This window comes from Streptomyces sp. HNM0575 (assembly GCF_012726265.1).
In the GTDB taxonomy this organism is placed as follows: Bacteria; Actinomycetota; Actinomycetes; order Streptomycetales; family Streptomycetaceae; genus Streptomyces.
On record NZ_JAASAG010000022.1, the window covers coordinates 1 to 26,175 of the forward strand.

At 72.0% G+C, this 26,175-nt stretch carries 21 protein-coding genes; 9 read left to right on the forward strand and 12 right to left on the reverse strand.

From position 1 onward, the window contains the following. Positions 1-196: hypothetical protein (locus tag HCC61_RS30340; protein WP_206323191.1), on the reverse strand; the 196-nt coding region annotated here is incomplete at its 3' end. Positions 197-678: 482 nt separating this feature from the next. Here HCC61_RS30340 and HCC61_RS29600 point away from each other — a divergent pair. The 4 genes from HCC61_RS29600 (at position 679) to katG (ending at position 5,960) form a co-directional block, all read left to right on the forward strand. Further along, positions 679-2,247: an MFS transporter gene (locus HCC61_RS29600; RefSeq protein WP_169140871.1), complete on the forward strand. Its 1,569-nt coding sequence runs from the start codon at positions 679-681 to the stop codon at positions 2,245-2,247. 171 nt (positions 2,248-2,418) lie between these two features. Next, entirely contained in the window at positions 2,419-3,081 is a 663-nt protein-coding gene (locus tag HCC61_RS29605; RefSeq protein ID WP_169140873.1) for a LysE family translocator, read from the forward strand. Between the two features lie 213 nt (positions 3,082-3,294). Continuing rightward, positions 3,295-3,699 carry a Fur family transcriptional regulator gene (locus HCC61_RS29610; RefSeq protein ID WP_206323184.1) on the forward strand — a complete coding sequence of 135 codons (405 nt, stop codon included), beginning with the start codon at positions 3,295-3,297 and terminating at the stop codon, positions 3,697-3,699. Positions 3,700-3,728: 29 nt separating this feature from the next. Continuing rightward, positions 3,729-5,960 (forward strand): catalase/peroxidase HPI, encoded by a 2,232-nt coding sequence (gene katG / locus HCC61_RS29615; RefSeq protein ID WP_169140877.1) that lies wholly within the window; start codon positions 3,729-3,731, stop codon positions 5,958-5,960. 115 nt (positions 5,961-6,075) lie between these two features. Here katG and HCC61_RS29620 read toward each other — a convergent pair whose 3' ends face one another. Continuing rightward, positions 6,076-7,041 (reverse strand): GNAT family N-acetyltransferase, encoded by a 966-nt coding sequence (locus HCC61_RS29620; RefSeq protein ID WP_169140931.1) that lies wholly within the window; start codon positions 7,039-7,041, stop codon positions 6,076-6,078. 397 nt (positions 7,042-7,438) lie between these two features. On the opposite strand from HCC61_RS29620, the gene HCC61_RS29625 reads away from it, so the two are divergent. Further along, entirely contained in the window at positions 7,439-8,017 is a 579-nt protein-coding gene (locus HCC61_RS29625; protein WP_169140879.1) for a DUF1707 and FHA domain-containing protein, read from the forward strand. On the opposite strand, the gene glgX is transcribed toward HCC61_RS29625, so the two are convergent. Next, entirely contained in the window at positions 7,965-10,319 is a 2,355-nt protein-coding gene (glgX, locus tag HCC61_RS29630; RefSeq protein WP_169140881.1) for a glycogen debranching protein GlgX, read from the reverse strand. The two genes, HCC61_RS29625 and glgX, sit on opposite strands and share 53 nt — an antisense overlap. Positions 10,320-10,575: 256 nt before the next feature. Between glgX and HCC61_RS29635 the strand changes: the two genes are divergently transcribed. The 4 genes from HCC61_RS29635 (at position 10,576) to HCC61_RS29650 (ending at position 15,352) form a co-directional block, all read left to right on the forward strand. Next, on the forward strand, positions 10,576-11,838 hold the full coding sequence (locus HCC61_RS29635; protein WP_169140933.1) for an SAV2148 family HEPN domain-containing protein: 1,263 nt from the start codon (positions 10,576-10,578) through the stop codon (positions 11,836-11,838). 49 nt (positions 11,839-11,887) lie between these two features. Continuing rightward, complete coding sequence (locus HCC61_RS29640) at positions 11,888-12,415, forward strand: DUF1697 domain-containing protein (RefSeq protein ID WP_169140883.1); 528 nt, start codon at positions 11,888-11,890, stop codon at positions 12,413-12,415. 355 nt (positions 12,416-12,770) lie between these two features. Continuing rightward, positions 12,771-14,006 carry a S8 family peptidase gene (locus HCC61_RS29645; RefSeq protein ID WP_169140886.1) on the forward strand — a complete coding sequence of 412 codons (1,236 nt, stop codon included), beginning with the start codon at positions 12,771-12,773 and terminating at the stop codon, positions 14,004-14,006. A gap of 617 nt (positions 14,007-14,623) precedes the next feature. After that, on the forward strand, positions 14,624-15,352 hold the full coding sequence (locus HCC61_RS29650; RefSeq protein ID WP_240969413.1) for a winged helix-turn-helix domain-containing protein: 729 nt from the start codon (positions 14,624-14,626) through the stop codon (positions 15,350-15,352). 340 nt (positions 15,353-15,692) lie between these two features. On the opposite strand, the gene HCC61_RS29655 is transcribed toward HCC61_RS29650, so the two are convergent. From HCC61_RS29655 to HCC61_RS29695, 9 genes are all read right to left on the reverse strand, one after another. After that, positions 15,693-16,562, reverse strand: coding sequence for a sirohydrochlorin chelatase (locus tag HCC61_RS29655; protein WP_169140888.1), 870 nt, complete (start codon positions 16,560-16,562; stop codon positions 15,693-15,695). A gap of 44 nt (positions 16,563-16,606) precedes the next feature. Then, entirely contained in the window at positions 16,607-17,977 is a 1,371-nt protein-coding gene (locus tag HCC61_RS29660; protein WP_169140890.1) for a GTP-binding protein, read from the reverse strand. Positions 17,978-17,979: 2 nt separating this feature from the next. After that, complete coding sequence (gene cysD / locus HCC61_RS29665; protein ID WP_169140892.1) at positions 17,980-18,915, reverse strand: sulfate adenylyltransferase subunit CysD; 936 nt, start codon at positions 18,913-18,915, stop codon at positions 17,980-17,982. Beyond that, on the reverse strand, positions 18,912-19,589 hold the full coding sequence (cysC, locus tag HCC61_RS29670) for an adenylyl-sulfate kinase (RefSeq protein ID WP_169140894.1): 678 nt from the start codon (positions 19,587-19,589) through the stop codon (positions 18,912-18,914). Before cysC ends, cysD begins: the two co-directional genes overlap by 4 nt. Positions 19,590-19,680: 91 nt before the next feature. Continuing rightward, positions 19,681-20,391, reverse strand: coding sequence for a phosphoadenylyl-sulfate reductase (locus HCC61_RS29675; RefSeq protein ID WP_169140896.1), 711 nt, complete (start codon positions 20,389-20,391; stop codon positions 19,681-19,683). Next, the gene (locus HCC61_RS29680) at positions 20,388-20,582 is read right to left on the reverse strand and encodes a hypothetical protein (RefSeq protein WP_169140898.1); all 195 of its coding nucleotides are present in this window, start codon (positions 20,580-20,582) and stop codon (positions 20,388-20,390) included. Before HCC61_RS29680 ends, HCC61_RS29675 begins: the two co-directional genes overlap by 4 nt. Before the next feature lie 234 nt (positions 20,583-20,816). Then, a complete protein-coding gene (locus HCC61_RS29685; RefSeq protein WP_169140900.1) occupies positions 20,817-22,514 on the reverse strand; it encodes a nitrite/sulfite reductase in 1,698 nt (565 codons plus the stop codon). A 616-nt stretch (positions 22,515-23,130) separates the two neighbouring features. Then, positions 23,131-23,790: a GNAT family N-acetyltransferase gene (locus HCC61_RS29690; RefSeq protein WP_169140937.1), complete on the reverse strand. Its 660-nt coding sequence runs from the start codon at positions 23,788-23,790 to the stop codon at positions 23,131-23,133. 170 nt (positions 23,791-23,960) lie between these two features. Beyond that, positions 23,961-25,904 carry a P-loop domain-containing protein gene (locus HCC61_RS29695; protein ID WP_169140902.1) on the reverse strand — a complete coding sequence of 648 codons (1,944 nt, stop codon included), beginning with the start codon at positions 25,902-25,904 and terminating at the stop codon, positions 23,961-23,963. Positions 25,905-26,175 lie beyond the last annotated feature (271 nt).

Genomic DNA, 26,175 nt, shown 5'->3' on the forward strand with positions numbered 1-26,175 from the left:
TGTCCAAAATCCCCGCCACCGGGATCAGCACATCATCCTCAGCGACCTGCGGCTCAGCATCCTCACGCCCACCACGACGCCCACGACGATCCCGATAACGCCCCCGACGACCACGACGACCCTCCCGCTTGTCGCGCTTCGACGGCGGGCCCTGCTCGGCGCCGGGACGTGCGGGCTTTTCGACGGTGTCGCTCACGGAGGGCCTTCCGGACGGGGATTCATACGTACGTCCTCGCAGGCGGAGACGCCGGAGAACGGAAGCCTCCGCCGTGCTTCGCCAAGCGGACTCGGTCCGGGCGGGCGCGGGCACGGCCGCAGGCTCGGGGACGGTGGACGGACCACACCGTCATGCGTGCACTTCCCACGCTGGCCGCCGGGAAACCCGGTCGACCGCTCCCGCGCCCCCTCGTACGGTGCTGTGGCGGCGGCACGGAATAGCGAGGCGGGGGGCGGCGGTTCGCTTGTACGTTGCAATGGATCGCGGCGGTCCTGCCGACCCGGCCCGGGCCTCCGTCCGGGCCGGCCGCCCCGGGAGCCCGAACGGCCCCGGCGGTCCCGGCCGCCCCGAGGTTTCTGCCGTACGCGCAGCCGCCCGCCGCCCGTCCCGCACCGCCTTACGTCCCGCACCACCGCCCTTACGTCCCGTACCGCCGCGTCACGACCGAATCCGGAGTCCGCATGACCCAGGCCAGCAGTGCCGTCCCGTCCTCGACCGCCCGCTCCCGCGGTTCCGGCCAGGGAAGCGAGGGCGGCGTCGGGCCCGACGGCGGCGGGCGGTCCCGTACCTACGGAGGCCCGTCCTCCGGAGGCCCGTCCTCCGGAGGACCGGCCTCCGGCGATGTGCCGCGCCGGGGGGTCGTCCCGGTGCTGGCCTTCGCCGGTATCTCCGTCGCGGTCATGCAGACGCTGCTCGTCCCCGTCGTCGCCAGGCTGCCCGCGCTGCTCGGCACCGCTCCGTCCGACGCCGCCTGGGTCGTCACCGCGACGCTGCTCTCCGGCGCCGTGGCCACGCCCATCATGGGGCGCCTCGGCGATCTCTACGGCAAGCGCCGGATGATCCTCGTCAGCCTCGCGGCGATGGTGATGGGCTCGCTGCTGTGCGGCGTGACGTCGTCCCTCGTGCCGATGATCACCGGCCGGGCCGTGCAAGGGTTCGCGATGGGCGTCATCCCGCTCGGCATCAGCATCATGCGGGACGAACTGCCGCAGGACAGGCTGGGTTCGGCGATGGCGTTCATGAGCTCGTCGCTCGGCGTGGGCGGGGCGCTGGCGATGCCCGCCGCCGCGTACATCGCACAGCAGGCCGACTGGCACGTGCTGTTCTTCGGCTCCGCGGGGCTCGGCGCGCTGGCCATGCTGATCGTGGTCGCCGTCGTGCCCGAGTCGGCGCAGCGCACCGGCGGACGCTTCGACGTGCCCGGTGCGCTGGGCCTGACCACCGGGCTCGTGGCGCTGCTGCTGGCGATATCCAAGGGCGGCGACTGGGGCTGGAGCAGCGGGCTCACGCTGGGCCTCTTCGCCGCCGCGCCCGTGGTCTTCGTGCTGTGGGGCCTGATGGAGCTGCGCGTGCGCGAGCCGCTTGTCGACCTGCGCAGCACGGCCCGCCGTCAGGTGCTGCTGACGAATCTGGCCTCCATCACCGTCGGGCTCGCCTTCTACGCCGCCACCCTCGTGCTGCCGCAGCTGCTTCAGCTGCCCCGGGCCACCGGCTACGGGCTCGGGCAGCCCCTGGTCGTCGCCGGCCTGTGCGTGGCGCCGATGGGCTTCGCGATGATGCTCGTCTCGTCGCTCTCCGCGCGCATATCCGAGGCCCGCGGCCCGAAGGTCTCGCTGATGTCGGGGCTGGTGATCCTCGCCGTCGCCTATCTCACCGGCACGGTCCTGATGGGCGCCGTGTGGCAGGTCGTGCTCACCGCGGTCCTCATCGGCACCGGCATCGGCATCGCCTACTCGGCCATGCCCGCGCTCATCATCGGTGCCGTCCCGAAGTCGGAGTCGGGCGCCGCGAACGGGCTCAACACCCTGATGCGCTCGATCGGTACGTCCTCGTCGAGCGCCGTCGTCGGCGTCGTACTGGCGCGCATGAGCGTCCCGCTGGGCGGCGCCCACGTCCCCACGGAGAGCGGCTTCCGCGTCTCGTTCCTCATCGCGGCTGGAGCGGCGCTGACGGGGCTGCTGATCGCCTCGTTCCTGCCGGGGCAGGGCGAACGCGAGGCTGCGGACGCAGCGGAGGCGGTGCGCGACTGAGCCTCGTACGGCGGCTGGTCGCTGGTCGCTGGTCAGCAGCCGGTCGCCGGTCGGAGCGGCGGGGAAGCGGGGGAGCGGGGGAGCGGGGGAGCGCAACGGTCCCGTCGGTACCCGCGTACCCGCCCGGAAAACGGTTCGCGGCGGGAACCGCGCCCCGCCAGGATGGCCCGTATGCCCGCCACCCTCCTCTCCTTCCTCGGCGCCTGTCTGCTGATCGCGATGGCGCCCGGCCCCAGCACGGTGCTGATCGTCCGCAGTTCGCTGCGCAGCCGCCGCTCGGGCTTCATGACCGTGCTCGGCAACGAGACGGGGGTCTTCATCTGGGGCCTCGTCGCCGCCTTCGGGCTGACGGCGCTGCTCGCCGCGTCCCAACTGGCGTACGAGGCACTGCGGTTCGGCGGCGCGGCCGTGCTGATCGTCTTCGGTGTGCAGGCGATGCGCTCGGCGCGCCGGGGCGGCGGCCTCGACACGGCGCCCAGCGCACCGGCACCGGCCGGCGCACCGGCACCGCCCGGCGCACCGGCACCGGCCGGGGAGCGCGCCTGGCGGTCCTACCGCGCGGGGCTGCTGCTGAACCTCGCCAACCCGAAGGCCGCCGTCTTCGCGATGTCCTTCCTCCCGCAGTTCGTCCCCGAGGGTGCGCCCCAACTCCCGCTGATGGTCTCGCTGGCGGCGCTCTGGGCGGTCTTCGAGGTGGGCTACTACGGGATGTACGTATGGTTCGTGGGGCGGATGCGCCGCGTGCTCTCGCGCGAGGGAGTGCGGCGCCGGCTGGAGCAGGTGTCCGGCGGCGTGCTGCTGGCGCTCGGCGTGCGGATGGCGTTGGACGGTTAGCGCGGCGGGCTCTTGGACCGGCCGGGACCGGGCGGCCCGGGCTTCGTGGACCGGGCCGGGGGACTCCGAGCCGCAGGTGCCGGATCGGCCGGGGGACTCCGAGCCGCAGAGGCCGGACGACCTGGTGACAGCCCTCGTCGGTGCAGATTCTTGATTGATTCCAGAAAATGAGGCACGCTTCCGACCGTGCCAACGAACTCGGACTTCGAGCGCATGCTGCGCGGGGCTGCTCTGCGTGTCACGCGGCCCCGGGTGGCGGTTCTGCACGCGGTGCACGTACATCCGCACGCCGAGACCGAATCGATCATCGGTGCCGTGCGTGAGGAGCTCGGCGGGGTGTCCCACCAGGCGGTCTACGACGTGCTGCGCGCGCTCACCGCCGCCGGTCTCGTGCGGCGGATCCAGCCGCCCGGCTTCTTGGCGCGCTATGAGGCGCGGGTCGGCGACAACCACCACCACGTGGTGTGCCGTTCATGCGGTGCCGTCGCCGACGTCGACTGTGCCGTGGGCGAGGCCCCCTGCCTCACCGCGTCGGAAGACCACGGCTTCGAGATCGACGAGGCAGAGGTCACGTATTCGGGCCTGTGCCCGGGCTGTTCCGCCGTACCCGATTTCTGATCAACCCTGATCCACGTGGAAGGATTTCCGTGTCTGAGAACAATGACGCAGTCGTCGAGCAGGCGAGCACGGAGAGCGGAGGTGGCTGCCCGGTCGTGCACGGCCGCGCCCCTCACCCGACTCAGGGCGGCGGCAACCGCGGCTGGTGGCCGAACCGCCTCAACTTGAAGATCCTCGCCAAGAACACCGCCGTGGCCAACCCCATGAGCGAGGACTTCGACTACGCCGAGGCGTTCAAGAGCCTCGACCTGCCCGCCGTGAAGCAGGACATCGCCGAGGTCCTCACGGACTCCAAGGACTGGTGGCCGGCCGACTTCGGCCACTACGGCCCGTTCATGATCCGCATGGCCTGGCACAGCGCGGGCACCTACCGCATCAGCGACGGCCGTGGCGGCGGCGGGGCCGGCCAGCAGCGCTTCGCCCCCCTCAACTCCTGGCCGGACAACGGGAACCTGGACAAAGCCCGCCGCCTGCTGTGGCCGGTGAAGAAGAAATACGGGCAGCAGCTGTCGTGGGCCGACCTGATGATCCTCGCCGGGAACGTCGCCCTGGAGTCGATGGGCTTCCAGACCTTCGGCTACGCCGGCGGCCGTCCCGACGTGTGGGAGCCCGACGAGGACGTCTACTGGGGTCCGGAGACCACCTGGCTCGGCGACGAGCGCTACAGCGGCGACCGCGAGCTCGAAAACCCGCTCGCCGCGGTCCAGATGGGCCTCATCTACGTCAACCCGGAAGGCCCGAACGGCAATCCCGACCCGATAGCGGCCGCGCGCGACATCCGTGAGACGTTCCGCCGCATGGCGATGAACGACGAGGAGACCGTCGCACTGGTGGCCGGCGGCCACACCTTCGGCAAGACCCACGGCGCGGCCCCCGACAGCAACCTCGGCCCCGAACCGGAGGGCGCGCCCCTCGAGTTGCAGGGCCTGGGCTGGAAGGGCGGCCACGGCACCGGCGTCGCCGGTGACGCCATCACCAGCGGCCTTGAGGGCATCTGGACGGACACCCCGATCACGTGGGACAACAGCTTCTTCGAGATCCTCTTCGGTTACGAGTGGGAGCTGACGCAGAGCCCCGCCGGGGCCAACCAGTGGCAGCCGAAGGGCGGCGCCGGCGCCGGCACCGTCCCCGACGCACACGACCCGTCGAAGACCCACGCCCCGACGATGCTCACGACCGACCTGGCGCTGCGCATGGACCCGGTCTACGAGCCGATCTCGCGGCGCTTCAAGGAGAACCCGGCGGAGTTCGCGGACGCCTTCGCCCGCGCCTGGTTCAAGCTGACCCACCGCGACATGGGCCCGATCCAGCGCTACCTCGGCCCCGAGGTGCCGAGCGAGACGCTGATCTGGCAGGACCCGGTGCCCGCCGTCGACCACGAGCTGATCGACGCCGGCGACGTCGCCGAGCTGAAGAGCCGGATCCTGGACTCCGGTCTGTCGGTGGCCGAGCTGGTCTCCACCGCGTGGGCGGCGGCCTCGTCGTTCCGCGGCAGCGACAAGCGCGGCGGCGCCAACGGCGCCCGCATCCGCCTGGAGCCGCAGAACCGCTGGGAGGTCAACAACCCCGAGCAGCTGACGGCGGTCCTGGGCAAGCTGGAGGCCGTACAGGAGTCCTTCAACTCCGCCCAGAGCGGCGGCAAGCGCGTCTCGCTCGCCGACCTCGTGGTCCTCGGCGGCTGCGCGGGAGTCGAGAAGGCGGCCAAGCAGGCCGGTTACGACGTGGAGGTGCCCTTCACCCCGGGGCGTACCGACGCCTCCGCCGAGCAGACCGACGTGGACTCCTTCGAGGCGATGGAGCCGAGCGCGGACGGTTTCCGCAACTACCTCGGCAAGGGCAACCGGCTTCCCGCCGAGTACCTGCTCATCGACCGGGCGAACCTGCTCACGCTGAGCGCGCCCGAGATGACGGTGCTCGTCGGCGGTCTGCGCGTCCTGGACGCGAACTACGACAGGTCCTCGCTCGGCGTGCTCACCTCCAACCCGGGCTCGCTGACGAACGACTTCTTCGTCAACCTGCTCGACATGGGCACGCAGTGGGAGCCGGCGTCGGAGGCCGCCGAGTCCTACGAGGGCCGCGACACCGCCACGGGCAAGGTCAAGTGGACCGGCAGCCGCGTCGACCTGCTCTTCGGGTCGAACTCGGAACTGCGGGCGCTCGCCGAGGTGTACGCCTGCGACGACGCGGGTGAGAAGTTCGTGCACGACTTCGTCGCCGCGTGGGACAAGGTCATGAACCTCGACCGGTTCGACCTGGCCTGACGGCCCCGGGCCGGGCAGCCCCGTACGGGCGCCCGCGCTCCGACTCCCGGAGCGCGGGCGCCCGTTCATGTGCTCCTGCGGCTCCCGGGCGCCGCAGTTCCGCGCGTCCGACGGGTCATGTCCGGCCGTCCGGCGGGGACATGCAGAAGCGGTGCTGTACGACCGGGTAGCCCGCCTTCGCGAACGCCGCGGCCATCGGGGCGTTGCCCAGATCCGTGGAAGCCGCGATCGACGTGGCGCCCTCCGCGGCGAGTTGCCGGGTGCACTCCGCGAGCAGGTCGTATGCGTAGCCGTTGCCGCGCTGCCCCGGCACGACGCCGATGAAGCCGACCGCCAAGCCGCTCGGGGTGCGGCCCGGCACCTGCACACCGGCCGTCCGGCCATCCGGCGTGTACGCCAGGCGCCACCACTTGCGCCCTCCGTACGAGGCCATCCACCGCAGATGCCCGAGGTCCTCACGGGCGGCACGCTCGATGCCCGCCGCGGTGACGCCCTCACCTACGTGCTCGGCGTCGAGGGCCTGCCGCGCGTGCGCGTCGAGGGTGCCGTGCTCGATCTGCCGCAGCACGTCGAGGACCACTTCGTCGTCCGGTTCGGGCCGGAAGGCGAGACGCCCCGGTCGTTCCGGCAATCCGCACTCCGGGGTCCACAGGTAGCGGAAGCGTTCGACGAGCGGGGTCCAGCCCGCGTCCGAGGCCGCGTCGATGCGGGCCCGGGCCGCGGCCCGTACGGAGGGGTCGGTGCGCCAGCCCGGCGGCAGCAGGAGTTCGTACTCCACCTTCGGCGACATGGCGCGCAACAGCCGTACGCCCGCGTCGTGTTCACCGGGGGCGAAGTCGAACCAGTCGATGACCATGGGCCGTTCGTCGCCGGTCCCGGCCCAGCAGGCGGCCCGTGCGACGACATGTCCCGCGCGCTCGGCGACCCAGGTCCACTCGGGCCGGTGTTCGCCGCCCCCGCGGAGGGTGTTGTACGGGCGGCCGAGCAGAGCCCCGCCCACCGCGCCGGGATCGTGCAGAGAAGTGAAGACGTCGCGGGCCTCGGACTCCCCGAGCGTGCGTACGACGAGATCTCCGGTCATGCCGGTCATGGTCAAGTGGTCCTTCCGGGAGGTGTGTTGCGCTCCCGGCAGGCGCCCCGCCGGCTAGTGCGGGTGCCTGTTCCTGGACGATGCCCGGTGGGAGGAGCCGCCCCCGGCCATGGGGCCGAGGGGGAGGGAGCGCGGGTGTGACGGTGCGGTGCACATCGGCTCTCGCCTCCTCTCCTCTTTCCTGGGCATCCTTCCCCGGTCCGTGGGCCGGGGGAGTGCTCGCAAGCTATCGGGCCTCCGCGAGGACGTCCACGGAGTTTTCCGTGAATGCCCGTCGGCTCCGTCTGCCGGGTTTGCCGCGGGCAGTGGGTGAGTTGGATGTCTTGGTTCCGCTACTGCGCGAGGCCGGGCCTGGACAGGGGGTTTTGGGGCGCTGAGAATGCTGTACATGACATCCCTGGAGTCCGGTGCCTACCCGCCGCGGCTGTCCGACGCCGACCGGGAGCGGGCTTTGGAGGTTCTGCGCGAGGGCGCCGCGGAGGGACGCATCTCGCACAACACGTTCGAGCGGCGCATGCACGTGATCCTCCAGGCGCAGTGGCACGGCGAGCTGCACCCGGTGCTGCACGACCTGCCGACGCGGCGGCCCCGCAAGCGCTGGCTCGTCGAAGGCATCGCACGGCTGCTCTCCTTTCCGCGCACCGTGCGCGACGCGTGGCAGTCCGAACGGCTGCCGGAGCTACTGCTTCCAGGGCCGGGTTCGCATGCGTACTCCATCGGCCGGGCGCCCGGTTCGATGCTGCGGCTCAACCACTTCACCGTCTCCCGTACGCATGCGCAGCTGCGCGCCACCGGCGACGGCTGGAAGCTGCGCGACCTGGGGTCCAGCAACGGGACGTGGGTCAACGGCAGCAGGGTGACGGGCTCTGTGCGGGTGCGGCCGGGCGACGTGGTGAGGTTCGGGCAGATCGGCTTCAAGCTCGCGCTGTCCACGCCGCCTTCGCTGGAGCCGCCCGCCCGGTTCTGACGTACGGCAGCCGCAGCACCGCCATGCTGCGGGCGGTCAGCGCGATCCGCTCGCCGGGCGCCGCAGCGCGGTCCTCCTGCTGCGACGGAGGCGCCTCTGCGGCGGTGTCCAGCACGAGCCGCCAGGGCCGCCCGTCCGCCGGGTCGCCGGGCCGTGAGCCGGGTCCGTGCGGGACGGTGAACTCCACTGCCTCCGCATGGGCGTTGAACAGCAGCAGGAACGAGTCGTCCGTGACCGGTTCGCCGCGCCGGTCCGGTTCGGGGATCGCGCCGCCGTCGAGGAGCACCGTCAGGGAGCGGGCGCTCTCGTCGTGCCAGTCGGCGTCGGTCATCGCCTTGCCGGCCGGGGTGAACCAGGCGATGTCCGGGGGCCGTTGGGAGACGGCGTCGTCGCTTGCCTCCGGCCCGGAGCCGCGGAGGAACCGGCGGCGCCGGAAGACCGGGTGGCGGCGGCGCAGGGCGGTGAGTTCGCAGACGAACGCGAACAGGTCGCCCTCCGGGCGGAGTTCGCGACCGGACGCACCGCCCCCGTCCGGGTCTGCGCCGCCCCCGTCCCGGTACGCGCCGCCCCCGTCCCGGTCCGCTGCGCCCCCGTCCGGGTACGCGCCGCTGTCCTGGTCCGCATCGCCGCCGTCCGCCCGCGTACCGCTCTCCTTCGGCTCCGGCCAGTGCACCCACGTCAGTTCGCCGTCATGGCAGTAGGCGTTGTTGTTGCCGCGCTGCGTGCGTCCGAACTCGTCGCCGTGGGAGAGCATCGGGACGCCCTGCGACAGCATCAGCGTCGCGACGAGGTTCCGCATCTGCCGCCGCCGCAGCCGCTGTACGTCGGGGTCGCCGGTGGGGCCCTCGGCGCCGCAGTTCCACGACCTGTTGTGGTCCTCGCCGTCCCTGCCGTCCTCGCCGTTCGCCTCGTTGTGCTTGCCGTCGTACGCGACGAGGTCGTGGAGGGTGAAACCGTCGTGGCACGTAACGAAGTTGACCGAGGCCGTGGGACGCCGGCCGTGCCGGAAGAGGTCGCTGGAGCCCGTCAGCCGGGACGCGAACCCGGGGAGCGTGCCCGGCTCTCCGCGCCACAGGTCCCGCACGGTGTCGCGGTAGCGGCCGTTCCATTCGCTCCACAGGGGAGGGAAGTTGCCTGCCTGATAGCCGTTCTCTCCCACGTCCCAGGGCTCGGCGATCAGCTTGACGCGGCTGACGACCGGGTCCTGCTGCACCAGGTCGAAGAAGGACGAACGCCGGTCCACCTCGTGGAACTGCCGCGCCAGCGTCGCCGCCAGGTCGAAGCGGAAACCGTCCACGTGCATCTCGGTCACCCAGTAGCGCAGCGAGTCCATGATCAGCTGAAGGACGTGGGGGCTGCGCATCAACAGTGAATTACCCGTGCCCGTCGTATCGGTGCAGTAGCGCGGATCGTCACCGAGCCGGTAGTACGAGGGATTGTCGAGTCCCCGGAAGGAGAGCGTGGGACCGAGATGACCGCCTTCCGCCGTGTGGTTGTAGACGACGTCGAGCAGGACCTCGATGCCCGCGTCGTGCAGCGCGCGCACGGCCTGCTTGAACTCCCGCACCTGCCCGCCGAGTTCGCCGCGGGAGGCGTAGGCGTCGTGCGGTGCGAAGAAGCCGATGGTGTTGTAGCCCCAGTAGTCGGCCAGGCCCGCCCCGGCGAGGCCCTGGCGGGTGACCGACTGGTGCACCGGCATCAACTCCAGTGCTGTGACGCCGAGTTGCTTCAGGTGGCCGACGACCGCCGGGTGCCCGAGCGCCGCGTACGTGCCGCGCAGCTCCGGCGGGACGCCGGGATGCAGCATCGTCAGGCCCTTCACATGGGCCTCGTAGACGACGGTGCGTTCGGGGCTCGTTCGCGGCGGCCGGTCGTCGCCCCAGTCGAAGCCGGGGTCGATCACGACCGAAGTCATCGTGTACGGCGCCGAGTCGAGGTCGTTGCGCACGTCCGGGTCGTCGAACCGGTGGCCGTAGAGTGCCTCGTGCCACTCGACGCTTCCGCTCATCGCCTTGGCGTACGGGTCGAGCAGCAGCTTCGCGGCGTTGCAGAGCAGCCCGCGCCCCGGTTCGTACGGGCCGTGCACCCGGAACCCGTAGCGCTGCCCCGGCCCCACGCCCGGCAGATAGGCGTGCCGCACATGGCCGTCGTGCTCGCGGAGCTCCACCCGCGACTCGCGGCCCGCCTCGTCCAGCAGGCACAGCTCGACGCGGTGCGCGGCCTCGGAGAAGACGGCGAAGTTGGTGCCCGCGCCGTCGTAGGTCGCCCCGAGGGGGTAGGCGTCTCCCGGCCAGACCTGCATGCGATGCTCTCCTCCTGCCGTCTGAGGCCTTCCGGCCGGCGCGCGGGCCGGCACCGTGCGGCCGCTGCCGCCGCCGCACCGGGGCATCCTTGCGCAGGTGGCGCGAAAGGGACGGGGCAGCGGGTGGCACAGTGGGCGGCAATCCCTCGTACGGCCGTACGGGCGGGGCAAGTTGATGGGGGTTCAGGGTGCGGCCTCTCCAGGGCCGCAGTAGTCTTCCTTGATCGCTCAACAGGGTCAGGAAGGCGGTGCGCGGGTGGGTGCGGGAGGGCTTGAGCTCCCCCCAGGTGAAAGCGGCGACGACGGTGACGGGGAGGCCGCCGGCGCGCCGGCCGGTGCGGTGTCACTGGCACGCCCCATGGAGATCGGCGCGGACCTCGACTGGGACGCGGACGCGTGGTCCGAGGTGCGCACCCGAGCCCGTCGCGCGGGACGGGCCTACATCTGGCTGAATCTCGTCGAACAGCGCCTGCGCGCGGTCGTCTCCGCCGTGCTGCGCCCCATCTACGAGCCGGTGCACGGCGACGAGTGGGTCATCGCGGCGGCGGGCCCGGCCGGTCAGGAGTGGGTGCAGCGGGCCGTGGCGGTACGGGAGGTGAGCCGCCGCAAGGGCTATCTCCTCGACCCCGCCGACGACAACGTTCTCTGCTTCCTCACGCTGCCGCAGCTGCGCGAGCTGATGGTGCAGCACTGGCCGTGCTTCGAGCCGTACTTCGACGACCGCCGCGAGGTCGAACTCGCCCTGGACGAGCTGGAGGTGGCGCGCAGCGCCGTCGCCCGCAACCGCGCGCTGTCCGAGACGGTCCTCGCACAGGCCGAGCGCACGTGCGCCCGGCTGCTGGAGATGCTCGGGGCCTCCGGCGACGAGACGCCCTCCGCCCACCGGCTGCCCGTCGACGCGGTGGAGGACCTCGTCGGCGACCGCTTCGCGGACGTCGTGGGCGTCCACTCCGACCGGGTGCGCCTCCAGCGGAGCCTGCCCGCCGAGGACCTCTTCGCCGGCGCACGCCGCCTGGACGCCATGGGCATAGGCCTCAACCTGCTCGTGCAGAACTACTCGGGGCGCCGGCTGGTGCGCCTCGCGGCGTCCGGCTGCCGGCTGCGGCTGCTCTTCCTCAACCCGGCCAGCAGTGCCGTACGCCGCCGGGAGCGCGAACTGGGCATAAAGAAGGGCGAGTTGAGCCGCACCGTCGAGATGAACATTCTCCACATGCGGCGGGTGCGCGCCCGGCTGCGCGACACCGCCGCCTTCGAGATCCACGTCTTCGACGAGACGCCCCGCTTCTCCGCGTACATGGTCGACGGCGACGGCGCGGACGGGCTCGCGGTGGTGCAGTCGTATCTGCGGCGCGTGCGCGGGATGGAGGCGCCGGTGCTGGTGCTGCGCGGCGGGGGGCGCGATCTCGTGCAGCAGCGCGCCGAGCAGCAGAAGCCCCAGGACGAGGGCGTGCAGGGCCTGTTCCAGACCTACCGCGAGGAGTTCGAGACCGCCTGGACGGACTCCCGCCCCGTCTCGTGAACCGGCGGCCGGGCACCGGGCATGCCGTGCCTCTTCTAAGCTGCCGCCCATGACGACGTATGCGGCGCTACTGCGGGGGATCAACGTGGGCGGCCACAAGAAGGTGCCCATGGCCGAGTTGAGGGACGTCATGGCGGGACTGGGGTGGACCGGGGTCCGCACCTATCTCCAGAGCGGCAACGCGGTCTTCACCACGGACGACCCCGACCCGGGCGGCCGCCTGGAGAGCGCGGTCGCCGGGCACTTCGGGTTCGAGGTCCGCTGCCTGATCCGTACGGCCGAGGAACTGCGCGCGGTCGCGGACGCCTGCCCCTATCCCGCGGCGGAGCTGGACCCGGCGAAGCTTCAGGTGCTCTTCCTCGAAGACCCCCCGGAGAAGGGGCACTTCGACTCCGTGGACGCCGCGGACTTCGCTCCGGACACCTTCGAGCACATCGGCAGCGCCGTGTACTGCTACTTTCCGGACGGGATGGGCCGCAGTAAGCTTCCGGCCGCGCTGGAGGCCGTACGTCCCAAGGTGACGATGACCGGCCGCAACTGGCGTACGGTCCAGCGGCTGATCGAACTCGCGAGCTGAAGCCCGGGGCCGAACTCCGGGCGACTCGCGGCGACTCGGGGCGTATCGCCCTCCGGAGGGCGATACGTGAAGGTCCAGGCGGGAGTTGTGAAGGTCCCGGCGTGAATTGCTCCCGGGTGAGTCAGTCCGGTCAGATATCTGACCGAAGTGATGCCTCGTCAGGTCAACTTGGAGGGATACAGGGCGCTTTGCCGTGCCACCCCGAAAGTTGCCTATGTCACACCCGCTCATACGGCTTGAGGTGAGCGGATCAATCAGACAGTGTTTCGAGTCCCGGTTGCGGATCATCACCGCTGTGCACCGGGGCTGACAACGTGACCAAAACCCCCCACACCTCACGAGGAGGACCCTCGTCATGGCAACCAACACGCCCAGAAGCCCGGAGAAGTCCGCCAGGCGGCGCCGTATCACTCTGGCGACCGGCGTCGCCGCGGCGGTGGTCGGGGCGGCGACGCTGCTGACGCTGCCCGCCGGTGCCTCTCCCGCCGAGGGCCACGTCTTCGGCACGAAGGCCAAGGGCGCGGTCGACGGCAGCTACATCGTCATGCTGAAGGACAGCAAGGGTGCCAACTCCGTGAAGTCCGCGGGGAGCGACCTGGCCGACCAGTACGGCGGCAAGGTCAAGAACACCTACGACTCCGCGATCAACGGCTTCTCCGCCAAGGGCCTCAGCGCCAAGGAGGCCCGTCAGCTCGCCGGCAACTCCCAGGTCGCGAAGGTCGTGCAGAACCACACCTTCAGCGTGAACCAGACGCAGTCCAACCCGCCGTCGTGGGGCCTGGACCGCATCGACCAGGAGAAGACCAAGGGCGACAAGAAGTACACCTTCCCGAACAGCGCCGGTAAGGGCGTGACGGCGTACGTCATCGACACCGGCGTCCGCTTCACGCACGAGGACTTCGGCAAGCGCGCCAAGTCCGGCTTCGACGCGGTCGACGGCGGCAAGGCGGACGACGGCCAGGGCCACGGCACGCACGTGGCGGGCACCATCGCGGGCAGCGCCCACGGTGTCGCCAAGAAGGCCAACATCGTCGCCGTGCGCGTCCTGGACGACCAGGGCTCCGGCACGACCGAGCAGGTCGTCAAGGGCATCGACTGGGTCACCAAGAACGCCAAGGGCCCGTCCGTCGCCAACATGTCGCTCGGCGGTCCGAAGGACGAGGCGCTGGACGCGGCAGTGCAGAAGGCCGTCGACGCGGGCATCACCTTCGCCGTCGCCGCCGGCAACGAGAGCCAGGACGCGGACAACAGCTCCCCGGCCCGTGTGAAGGACGCCCTCACGGTCGCCGCCAGCGACGACACCGACAAGCAGGCCGACTTCTCCAACTTCGGCAAGCTGGTCGACATCTACGCGCCGGGCGTGGACATCGTCTCCGCGACGAACACCAGCGACAGCGCCACGGAGACGCTGTCGGGCACCTCGATGGCCTCCCCGCACGTCGCGGGTGCCGCGGCTCTCTTCCTCGGCGAGAACAAGGACGCCAAGCCGGCGGACGTCGCCAAGGGCCTGAGCAAGGCCGCGACCAAGGACGCGATATCCAACCCGAGCTCGGGCACCAAGAACGAGCTGCTGAACGTCAACAGCAAGTGACCTCCGGGCACGCTTGCTGAGCGGACAGCTCACGCACGACGCCGCCCGCCGCGCTCCTCGTCGAGTGCGGCGGGCGGCTGCGTTCTGTCCAGGGCCACCGGCCGTCTCAGGGGCTCCCGGCCGGGCCTCATCCGCTATTCGAGACGTCGCGTCCCATTCGTTGACGCCGTACCGTAATTGCTGTCATGCTCAATTCCGTGAATCAGTCTGCGAAGCTCGTAGCGCGCCTGCACGTCGACCTTCGACGGCACGCCAGCGCAATCTGTGCCGCCGGCTCCTGAGCCGCGCGCTCCCTGATTCCGCCTCCGCTCTGCTCTCGGCTCCGCCCCCGGCGGGACCGATCCGAGCTGCGGTTCTTCCTCCGCCGGCCTGAGCGAGGGCGCCGAACTGCCGCCCCCGGCCGACGGTTTGTTCACCACCGGATTCCCGATTCCCGATTTCCGCCGCATCTCCGGCCGGACGCATTCCCCGCCCGCACTCAAGGCTGTTCGTACGCCCGCACCACGTGATTCCGGCACGGCCGAAATGCGGTGCCGCTCACGGCCGTTCGTACGCGGGGACGCGGATTCGCCGGTATGCGCTCACCCACGAGAACTCTCCGCGAAGGAGCCCTCCCGATGACCTCCGCACTTTCAGCCGCACGCCATCTCCGCATCGTCGACGAGTCCGCACCCGGGGAACCGGGGACCGCGAAGGACGCGGGCGACGGCGACGGTGCGCACCCCGGTGAACAGGCGCCCGTCGTGGGCTATGTCGTGCTCGTCCCCGAAGGCACGGACCCCACCGAGCTGTTCACCGCGGACGGCACGAGAGCCCGATTCCGCCCCCTGCTTCCCGCCGAGCAGCCGCCGGCTCCGCCGGCGCAGCATCCGCCCATACAGCAGCCCGCGGGCGCCGAAGCGGTCGCTGCCGAGACGCCCTCTGCCGCGCACGCCCCGGCCCACGCAGCACCGCACAACGGAGCCGGCGGTTCGGCCGACGCCGCGTCCGGTGGCTCGGCCGGCACCGCGTCCGGTGGTTCGGCAGGCACCGCGGCTCAGGCCCCGGCCGACCCCGGCTCCGGCGTGCACGTCGACCCCGAGCGGCACACCGCGCACGTGGACGGGCGCCAACTGGACCTGACATACCTGGAGTTCGAGCTGCTGGCGCACTTCGTGGCGAATCCCCAGCGGGTGCACACCCGCGGCCATCTGGTGGGGACGCTCTGGGGCTACAGCCACGTCGGGGACGGCCGCACGGTCGACGTGCACATCGCCCGGCTGCGCCGCAAGCTCGGCCGGTACCGGGAGACGATCGTGACCGTCCGCCGCGTCGGCTACAAGTACGAGCCGGGCAGGGCCCGTTGAGGCTGCCGCGGGTTGGTCGCGGGGCGCGGCAGCGTTGAGGCCGTAGCCGTGGCCGTGAGGCCGCAGCGATGAGGAGGCCGCAGCCGTCGGATGACATGACGGCTGCGGCCTCTCGTCGAGAGCGGCAAGCGTGCCGGGTTCTTCGAGGACCGGCCCGGCGAGGCCGGTCCGTTCAGGAGCGGGCCCGTCGAGGACCGGCTCGTCGAGAAGTGACCGTCGAGGACCGCCTGTTGAGGACGGCCCGCCGGATCTAAGCGGTCCCGGCCCGGGCCCGGGCTCGTTCGCTCCGCGTTGTTCAGGCCCCCTCGTTCAGGCCCGTCTCGTTCAGATCCCGCCTCGTTCAGGCGCTCAGCGCCAGCGGCCCCCGTGCCGCCGCCTCGTCGTACCGCAGCGCCATCAGCGACGCCAGCTCGGGCGCGGAGCCCAGCACGGGCGCCAGCACGTCCGCGCGCTCCTGGAGCGCGCCGTTGCGGATGCGGTCGGGCAGATACCCGGGCGCGATCACGTACGGCGCCACCGCGACATGCTCCACACCGTCGGCGCGCAGCCCCCGTACGGCGTCCTCGGTACGGGGAAGGGAGGCGGAGGCGAACGCAGGACGCACGGCGCACCAGCCACCGGCACGCCGCCACTCCCGCGCGGTCTGTGCGATCACTGCGATCGCCTCCGGGTCGGAGGAGCCCGCCGAGGCGAGGACGACGCCCGTCGAGCGGTGCCGGTCCGCCGTGAGCCCCGCCTCGCGCAGCCGCCGCTCCAGCGCGCCGACGAGCAGCGGATGCGGACCCAGCACCTCCGCCTGCCTCACGCGCAGCCTCGGCAGCCGTGACGTCGCCTCGTGCAGTACGGCGGGGATGTCGGACTTGGCGTGGAAGGCGCGGCTGAGCAGCAGCGGCAGCGCGACGACGTCGCGTACGCCCTCCGCGTGCAGCCGCTCCAACAGCCGTGGCACCGAAGGGGTGTTGAACTCCAGATGGGCCGCCTCCACGCGCAGTCCGGGGCGCAGCGCCCGCAGACGGGCGCAGAGCGCCGCGACCGTCGCGGAGTGCCGCGGATCGCGGCTGCCGTGTGCGACGACCACGAGAGCGGGGCCTGCGGCGGGCCGTGCCTGTGTGCCTGCGGCGTTGCCCGCGGTGGTCGCCGCCGGGCCTGCCGCAAGCCGTGCCGCGAGCTGCGTCGCGTGCCGTGTGGCGTGCCGTGTCGCGTGGTGCATGGCGCTGGGTCCGTTCGTCCTTCGCTTTCCTTCCGGCGGGAACCTCAGAAGTCCCAGCCGTCGTCGTCCGCGCCGCGTCCGGCCTCGGCCTCCGCCGTCTCCCGTACGGCGTCCGCGAAGGCGTGCCCGGCCATTCCCGCCGTCAGCGTCGAGCCGTCCGCGGGGTCGATGAGCACGAAGGAGCCGGTGCGGCGCGAGTCGGCGTACGCGTCGACGGGCAGTGCCTCGGAGGTGCGCAGCACGACGCGGCCGATGTCGTTCGCCACCAGTCGCCCCGGCTCGGGGTGCTGGGACAGGTCGTCCAGCGTGAGCCGGGAGGGGATCTCCTTCACGATCGCCTTCACGGTGCGGGTGGTGTGCTTCAGCAGCACGCGCGCGCCGGGCGTCAGCGGGGTGTCGTGGAGGTGGCAGACGGTCGCGGTCAGGTCCTGGCTGGCGGTGACGGTCGCGTCCGACGGCACGATCATGTCGCCGCGCGAGATGTCGAGGTCGTCGGCGAGCAGCACCGTCACGGACTGCGGTGCCCAGGCCACGTCCACGGACTGGCCCAGTACGTCGAGGCCCTCGATCACGGACGTACGGCCCGAGGGCAGCACCGTCACGGGCTGCCCGACGCGCAGTAGCCCGGAGGCGATCTGGCCCGCGTAGCCGCGGTAGTCGGGGTGCTCCGGGGTCTGCGGCCGGATGACGTACTGCACGGGGAAGCGCGCCGGGTCGTCGCTCGGATCGTCGGTGACGGGGACGGTCTCCAGGTGCTCCAGCACCGTCGGCCCGCCGTACCAGTCCATGTGCGCCGACGCGGTCACGACGTTGTCGCCGACGAGCGCCGAGATGGGGATGGCGGTGATCTCGGGGACGCCGAGGGAGGCGGCGTAGCGGGTGAACTCCTCGGCGATGCCCGCGAACACGTCCTCGTCGTAGTCGACGAGGTCCATCTTGTTGACGGCGAGCGCGACGTGCGGGACGCGCAGCAGCGCGGCCACGGCGGCGTGCCGGCGGGTCTGCTCCACGACGCCGTTGCGCGCGTCGACGAGTACGACGGCCAGCTCGGCGGTGGAGGCGCCGGTGACCATGTTCCGCGTGTACTGCACGTGGCCCGGGGTGTCGGCGAGTATGAACCGCCGCCGCGGCGTGGCGAAGTAGCGGTACGCAACGTCGATGGTGATGCCCTGCTCACGCTCGGCGCGCAGCCCGTCCGTCAGCAGCGCCAGGTCGGGCGCCTCCTGGCCGCGGCTGCGGGAGGCGGACTCCACCGCCTCCAGCTGGTCCGCGAGGACCGACTTGGAGTCGTGCAGCAGCCGCCCCACGAGCGTGGACTTGCCGTCGTCCACGGAGCCGGCGGTGGCGAAGCGCAGCAGCGAGGTCGCCGCGAGCGCCGAGTCGGAGTCCGCGCCGGAGAACGCAGAAGTGTCCATGGTCAGAAGTACCCCTCGCGCTTGCGGTCCTCCATGGCGGCCTCGGAGAGCTTGTCGTCGGCACGCGTCGCGCCGCGCTCCGTGAGCCGCGACGCGGCGATCTCGGTGATGACCTTCTCGATGCTGTCGGCGTCGGAGTCGACGGCGCCGGTGCAGGACATGTCGCCGACGGTGCGGTAGCGCACCTTGCGCTGCTCCACCCGCTCGCCGTCGCCGGGACCGCCCCACTCGCCCGGCGCCAGCCACATGCCGGAGCGGGAGAAGACGGTGCGCTCGTGCGCGTAGTAGATGGCGGGGAGTTCGATCTTCTCGCGGGCGATGTACTGCCACACGTCCAGCTCGGTCCAGTTCGACAGCGGGAAGACCCGCACGTGCTCGCCGGGCGCGTGGCGGCCGTTGTAGAGCTGCCACAGCTCGGGCCGCTGCCGCCGCGGGTTCCAGCCGCCGAACTCGTCGCGCAGGGAGAAGACCCGCTCCTTCGCGCGTGCCTTCTCCTCGTCGCGGCGTCCGCCGCCGAAGACCGCGTCGAAGCGGTTCGACTCGATGGCGTTCAGCAGCGGCACGGTCTGAAGCGGGTTGCGGGTGCCGTCGGGCCGCTCCTTCAACTCGCCGCGGTCGATGAACTCCTGTACGGAGGCCACGTGCAGCCGCAGACCGTGCTGCGCCACCACGCGGTCGCGGTACTCCAGCACCTCGGGGAAGTTGTGCCCCGTGTCCACGTGCAGCAGCGCGAACGGCACCGGCGCCGGAGCGAAGGCCTTGAGGGCCAGGTGCAGCATGACGATGGAGTCCTTGCCGCCGGAGAAGAGGATCACCGGACGCTCGAACTCACCCGCCACCTCACGGAAGATGTGCACACCCTCCGACTCCAGCGCGTCCAGGTGCGAGAGCGCATACGGGTCGTCCCGCTCCTCCAGCGCCGTGACAGCCGTCCTCACAGCAGTCCCCTCTCACTCAGCAGCGCGCCCAGCGCCGCAGCGGATTCCTCCACGCCCTGCCGGTGCGCCTCGATCCGCAGATCCGGCTTCTCGGGGGCCTCGTACGGGTCGTCCACACCCGTCAGTCCGGAGATCTCACCCGAGGCCTGGCGCGCGTACAGCCCCTTCACATCACGCTGTGAGCACACCTCCACGGGAGTGGCGACGTGCACCTCCAAGTAGCCGGTGCCGGCGGCCTGATGGCGCTCGCGCACCGCCGCCCGGCTGTCCTCGTACGGAGCGATCACCGGGACGAGGACGATCACGCCGTGCGAGGCGAGCAGTTCGGCGACGAAGCCGATGCGCTGCACGTTCAGATCGCGGTCCGCGCGGGAGAAGCCCAGACCGGCGGAGAGGAAGGTGCGGATCTCGTCGCCGTCCAGCACCTCCACGCGGCGGCCCCGAGCGGTGAGCTGCGCGGCGAGCGCGGTGGCGATGGTCGTCTTGCCCGCGCTGGGCAGTCCCGTGAGCCAGACCGTGGCGCCCGTCGCAGCACCGGCCGGCGCGGTCTCGGCGGATTCCGCCGCTTCTGCGGTCTCGGCGCCCTCCGCGGTCTCCCGCTGCGCCTCGGCCGCTGCCGCGGGGGCAGCCGCTTCCGCCGCGACCGTCGCCGCCGCCGGGGTCGTTGCAGTCATCTTCCGAGTCATCTCCCGCTCTCCGCCGCGGAGTTCACCGCGTCCGCGTACTCGTCCACGTGTACGCCCATGTTCACGCCCACGCCCGCGTTCACAGGTGGATTCCGCACTCGCTCTTGCCCTGGCCCGACCAGCGTCCGGCCCGGGCGTCCTCGCCCTCGAGCACGCGCCGCGTGCACGGGGCGCACCCCACCGAGGCGTAACCGTCAGAGAGCAGAGGATTGGTCAGCACGCCGTGCTCCGCGATGTACGCGTCGACATCGGCCTGATTCCAGCGGGCGATCGGCGAGATCTTGACCTTCTGCCGGCGCTCGTCCCAGCCGACGACGGGAGTGGCCGCCCGGGTCGGCGACTCGTCGCGGCGCAGACCCGTCGCCCACGCGTCGTACTCACGCAGGCCCTCCTCCAGCGGCGCCACCTTCCGCATCGCGCAGCACAGGTCGGGGTCGCGGTCGTGCAGCTTCGGGCCGTACTCGGCGTCCTGCTCCGCGACGCTCTGCCGCGGCGTCAGCGTGACCACCTCGACGTCCATCACGGCGGCGACGGCGTCACGCGTGCCGATGGTCTCCGGGAAGTGGTAGCCGGTGTCGAGGAACACGACCTGCACGCCCGGGGCGACCCGGGACGCGAGATGCGCGACCACCGCGTCCTCCATGGAGGAGGTGACGCAGAAGCGGTCGCCGAAGGTGTCCGCGGCCCAGCGCAGCACCTCCAGCGCCGGTGCGTCCTCCAGCTCACGGCCCGCATCCTCCGCGAGCCGCCGCAGCTGTGCCGCGGAACGCTGCTGAGCGGCTGTGGTCATGACTTCGGGTTTCCTTCCCGGGCGGTCCCGTCCTCCCCGCGCTGCAAGCCCCTGGCCAGCAGCCCGAGGAACGAGAGCTTGAACGCCCTGTTGCACGCGGCGCATTCCCAGCTCCCGTGCCCCTCCTCGGAGGGGCGCAGATCCTCGTCGCCGCAGTACGGGCAGTAGAACGGCGCGGCACGCCCGCTCACTGTGTCTCCCGCTCAGCCTCGGTGCGCTTTGACGCGTCGGCTTCCCTCGTCACTGCTCGCTCCTTCGTCGCTGTGCGGTTCCTCGGTCCAGCCGACGCCGCGCCCCGAGGCTCGCTCGCTGTGTTCCCCGCTCAGCCTCGGTGCGCTTTGACGCGTCGGCTTCCCTCGTCACTGCTCGCTCCTTCGTCGCTGTGCGGTTCCTCGGTCCAGCCGACGCCGCGCCCCGAGGCTCGCTCATTTGAGGGCGCCCTCTTCCGCGCGGGCCGCCCACTGGGCGAAGCGCTCGCCGTCCTCGCGCTGCTCCTGGAAGTTGAGCAGCACGCGCTCGATGTAGTCGGGCAGCTCCTCGGCGGTGACCTTCAGCCCGCGCACCTTGCGGCCGAAGCCCGGCTCCATGCCGAGCGAGCCGCCCAGGTGCACCTGATAGCCCTCGACCTGCTCGCCGTCGGCGTTCGTGACGAGCTGGCCCTTGAGCCCGATGTCGGCGACCTGGATGCGGGCGCAGGAGTTGGGGCAGCCGTTGACGTTGATGGTGACCGGCTCGTCGAACTGCGGCATCCGGCGCTCCAGTTCGTCGATCAGCGACGAGCCGCGGGCCTTCGTCTCGACGATGGCCAGCTTGCAGAACTCGATGCCGGTGCAGGCCATGGTGCCGCGCCGGAAGACCGAGGGACGGGCGGTGAGGTCGAGCGTCTCCAGCGACTCCGTCAGCGACTCCACCCGGTCCCCTGCGACGTCGAGGACGATCATCTTCTGCTCTGCGGTGGTACGCACGCGGCTCGAGCCGTGCGACTCGGCGAGGTCCGCGATCTTGGCGAGCGTGCCTCCGTCGATACGGCCGACGCGCGGCGCGAAGCCCACGTAGTAGTTGCCGTCGCGCTGCTCGTGGACGCCGACGTGGTCGCGCCACTGCTCCACGGGCGCCTCGGGCGCGGGCCCGTCGGCCAGTTTGCGCAGCAGGTACTCGTCCTCCAGCACCTGGCGGAACTTCTCCGCGCCCCAGTCGGCGACCAGGAACTTGATGCGGGCGCGGGTGCGCAGCCGCCGGTACCCGTAGTCGCGGAAGACGGAGACGATGCCCTCGTGCACGTCGGCGACCTCGTCGCGCGGCACCCAGGCGCCCAGCCGCACGCCCAGCTTGGGGTTCGTGGACAGGCCGCCGCCGACCCACACGTCGAACCCCGGGCCCAGCTCGGGGTGTTCGACGCCGACGAACGCGACGTCGTTGATCTCGTGCGCGACGTCGAGCAGCGGCGAGCCGGAGACCGCGGTCTTGAACTTGCGCGGCAGGTTCGAGTACGCGGGGTTGCCGATGACCCGGCGGTGGATCTCGTCGATGGCGGGAGTGCCGTCGATGATCTCGTCGGCGGCGATGCCGGCGACCGGCGAGCCCAGGATGACGCGCGGGGTGTCGCCGCAGGCCTCGGTCGTGGAGAGGCCCACGCCCTCCAGCCGGCGCCAGATCTCCGGCATGTCCTCGATGCGGATCCAGTGGAACTGGATGTTCTGCCGGTCGGTGATGTCCGCGGTGCCGCGGGCGAACTCCTGGGAGACCTCGCCGACCGTGCGCAGCTGCCGCGTCGTGAGCTGCCCGCCGTCGATGCGTACGCGCAGCATGAAGTACTCGTCGTCCAGCTCCTCCGGCTCCAGCACGGCGGTCTTGCCGCCGCTGATCCCGGGCCGGCGCTGGGTGTACAGGCCCCACCAGCGCATGCGTCCGCGCAGGTCGGCCCCGTCGATCGAGTCGAACCCGCGGTGTGCGTAGATCGTCTCAATGCGTGTCCGCACATTGAGACCGTCGTCGTCCTTCTTGGTCTGCTCGTTGCCGTTGAGCGGAGTGAAGTGACCAGCGGCCCACTGACCCTCGCCGCGGTGGCGTCCGGCCTTGCGGCGGCTCGGTGCGGAAGCGGGACGCTTGGGGGTGTCGGCCATGGCGGATGTCCTTCGGGTACTTCGGGTGTCCTCGGGGCGCCGTCCCCGGCCGGGCAGCCGGGAAGGCAGGGCACAGCCGGGTCGTCGAAGACGTACAGGTCAGCACGGGCAGGCGCGCGCGGCGAGGTCCGCTTCCTCCGGTACGTGGCGCGTGCCAGTACGGGCGGAGGGCAGGGGTCGGCCGCTGCGGTTCAGTCTGGGAGAGCACGGTCCCCCTGGAGGAACCTCCCGGGCCGCCTGGCCCAGGGGAGTTCGGTCGGGGGTGCCCGCGACGGTGAGGGCGGCTCTGGTCGGCGGTGCTGGGACTGTCAGCCCGCGCGACAGATGGCGCTGGACATACGGCCGAAGTCGACGTGGCGTCGACTCACCAAGGCGATTCCAGCACGAGACATGACGGAAGCGTCGCACGGTGATGAACTGGCAGTCCACCGATATCCATGATGTGGACAAACCTGTCCCGGAATGTGAACGGGGTCGGAGGCGTCCCGGACGGTGCCCCGGACAGTGTCCCGGACGGTGTCCCGGAGGGCGCGGTGACGGTGCGCCCGCTCGTCATTCCGGCCCGCCGACCCGGCCGCCGGTCCGGCCCGCCGGTCCCGCTCCTCGGCACGGCTCTTCAGTCCGGCGCCGGGCGCGGCCCCGGCGCCCGTACCGCGACGGCGGCTCCGTCCACCGCCCTGCCCCCGGCGGCCGCCACCGGTGCCGGTGCCGGTGCGGGCTCCTTCGTCACTTCCTTGGCGAAGATCCGGAAGCCGCGCCGCTGGTAGTTGCGCAGCGCGTACGGGCCGTCCTTGCTGCATGTGTGCAACCACACCCGCGCCGTCGGCAGCCGCCCCTCCCAGCGTGCGGCCATGTCCCAGGCCCGGCGCACCCCGTACGCCAGCAGCCGCTTCCCGATGCCCCGTCCCCGGAAGCGGGGCAGCAGGCCGAAGTAGCTGACCTCCACCGAGGCCCCGGGCCGGGTGCCGCGCCCGGAGGTGTCCCCGGTCGCACCGTCCAGCTCGATGTACCCGGCGGGAGTGCCCTGTTCGTAGGCCACCCACGTCTCCACGCCGGGCCGCTCCAGCCACTCGCGCCACCGCTCCCGCGGCCACGGCAGCCGGTCGGTCCACTCCACGTCCTCGCCGACCTCCGAGTAGAGGAAGCGGCTGAAGGCGGGCTCGGGCACCTCGGCCCGTACGATCCGCAGACCGGACGGCTCGTCCGCGCTGCGGACGCCGACCAGGTCTTCCGGAGCGGTCTGTTCCAGAAACCATGTGGTGACGGTCCGCGTCACGCTTCCGTCCGCGCTGCCGTCCGCGCGCCCGTCCGCGCTGCCGGTGTCCGCTCCGCGCCCGTCCGCGCTGCCCGCGCCCGGAGTGCCCGGAGCGCCAGGCACCCCCGTCGCTCCGGCGCCGCCGGCCGCTCGTCGCCCGCCCGGCCCGTGCTCCCCCGACCCGTGGTCGCTCAACCCGTGCTCGCTCTCGAACTCGTCCTGCCTACGGCCCTGCTGACGCGCAGACCCCGTACGCGGTTGAGCGCCGCCGCCGTCTCGAAGCGGCGCGGAACCGCGAAGTCCTCGTCCCGTACGGCCAGCAGCGCCCCGGCGCCCCGCTCCGCCAGCTCCCCGTCGAGCAGGTCCAGGGCCTCGGAGAGGGTACGCGTGCCGTCCACGTATCCGCGGCGCACCATCAGATCCAGCGCAAGACCGATCCCCGTCACCTGACGCGAGTCCGCGATCTGCTCCACGGAGCGCAGGTCGACCTCGTGCTCCCCGAACGTCAGCGCGTCCTCGCCGCGCGAGCGCACCTTCCTGCGCCCGCCCGACTCCGGTGCCAGCGACGCCGGGTCCGGCCTGCGGTGCACCACGGCGGGGAAGGTCTCGGCCTCCGCCTGCCGCCCCGTCGGCACGGACGCCACCTCGCGGGCCCGTTCGGTGACGTCCGAGGTCCGGTAGGCGTCCATCATCAACACCCGGTCGGCGACCTCCAGATAGTCCCCGGAACCGCCCATCACCAGCACCGTCGAGACGCCGTGGTCCCGGTGGAGCGAACGTACGGAGTCCACGAGCGGCGTCAGCGGCTCGCGCTCCTTGGCCACGAGGGTCTGCATCCGGGCGTCGCGGATCATCAGGTTCGTCGCGGCGGTGTCCTCGTCGATGAGCAGGACCCGCGCCCCGGCCTCCACGGCCTCGCACAGGGACGCCGCCTGGGAGGTGGAGCCGGAGGCGTTGTCCGTGGAGAAGTCCGTGGTGTCGGAGCCGTCGGGGAGATGGCCGACGAAGGCGTGCACGTCGACGCGCTCCACGCGCCGTCCGTCCTCGGCCCGCAGCTTCACCGTCTCGGGGAGTGAGACGACGAGTTCACGTCCGTCGCCCGGCACGTGATCCCAGATGCCCGTCTCCAGGGCGCGCAGCAGCGTCGACTTGCCGTGGAAGCCGCCGCCGACGATCAGGCTCACGCCCTCGCGCAGGCCCATGCCCGACACGGCGCCGGCGTTGGGCAGTTCGACCGTCACCCGCAGGCCCTCGGGGGAGGAGAACTGCACGACACCCTCGCCGCTCGCGGGACGGTCGTCGACGCCGCTGCCCCGCGGCAGCACCGCGCCGTCCGCGACGAACGCGACCAGGCCCCGGCCGGGCAGCGCCGCGCGCAGGGCGTCGGAGTCCTCCACGGTCTCCACGAACTCGTCGACCGCCGCGGCGTCCAGCGCCTCGTACCGCAGCGCACGCCCGGCGATCTCCGGTACCAGCCGGCACATCAGGCGCTGAGCGGCACGGGCGTCGATGCGGCGGCCCTTGCCGGGCAGGGCCAGACCGAACCGCAGCGTGACGCTTCCGTCGTCCGCCGAGACCTGGCACGAGCCGCGCTCCAGCACCTCCTGGCCGCCCGCGTCGATCCTCAACGCCCGCTCTGCGCCCGCGACTTCGGCGGCCCGGCGGGCGAGGAAGCTCCCGAGGGCGCGGCGGCGCACCGCCGTGCCCCACAGCTCCGCCGGGAACCCGGCCCGCGCGGCGGGCACCCGCACCGCCACGCGCGCGGGCGGCGCGAAGGGGTCGGCCTGCCCGCGCACCAGCCGCAGGGTCTCGCCGGTCCCCTCGGCGCCGGGCAGCCGCCACGTGCCGACGAGGCTCTTGTAACGGCCGTACGAGGCGCCTTCGAGACGGGCGAGCTGCTGCTCCAGACCGTCGCGCGGGGCCGCGCCGTCGTCCGGGCCGCGCTCCTCTCGCGGGCGGTCCTCCCGCGGCGCTCCGTCCGCTCCGTCCCTGTGGGGTCCGCGGTCCCCGCGGGAGCCGCCGTCCCTGTGGAATCCGCGCGGCCCTCCGCGGTTCTCGCGCGCTCCACCGCGGCTTCCGCGAGGTCCGCGGTGCGCCCGGTGTCCGCCGCCGTCGCGGCCATGCTCCCGTGGCACTGCGCTGTCCCTTTCCGCCGGGGGTGGTCTGCGTCGGGACGATACATACCGGACGGCTCCGGCGCGGGTGGTGGGGCATGTGGGCGGCCCGCCGCGCGGGGGCCGCCGTACTCACGTCGCCGCGCGCTCGTCCGCGGCCGTGCCCGGTGCCTTTCCTGGGCCGCCCGTAACGGGCCCGTATGCGAAGACCCCTCGTTGACAGGGGCACGGGCGGCTGCTGGACTCCAGCGCGAGCCGTGCGCCGCGCCCGTCCGCGTGCCCGCTTCCCGAC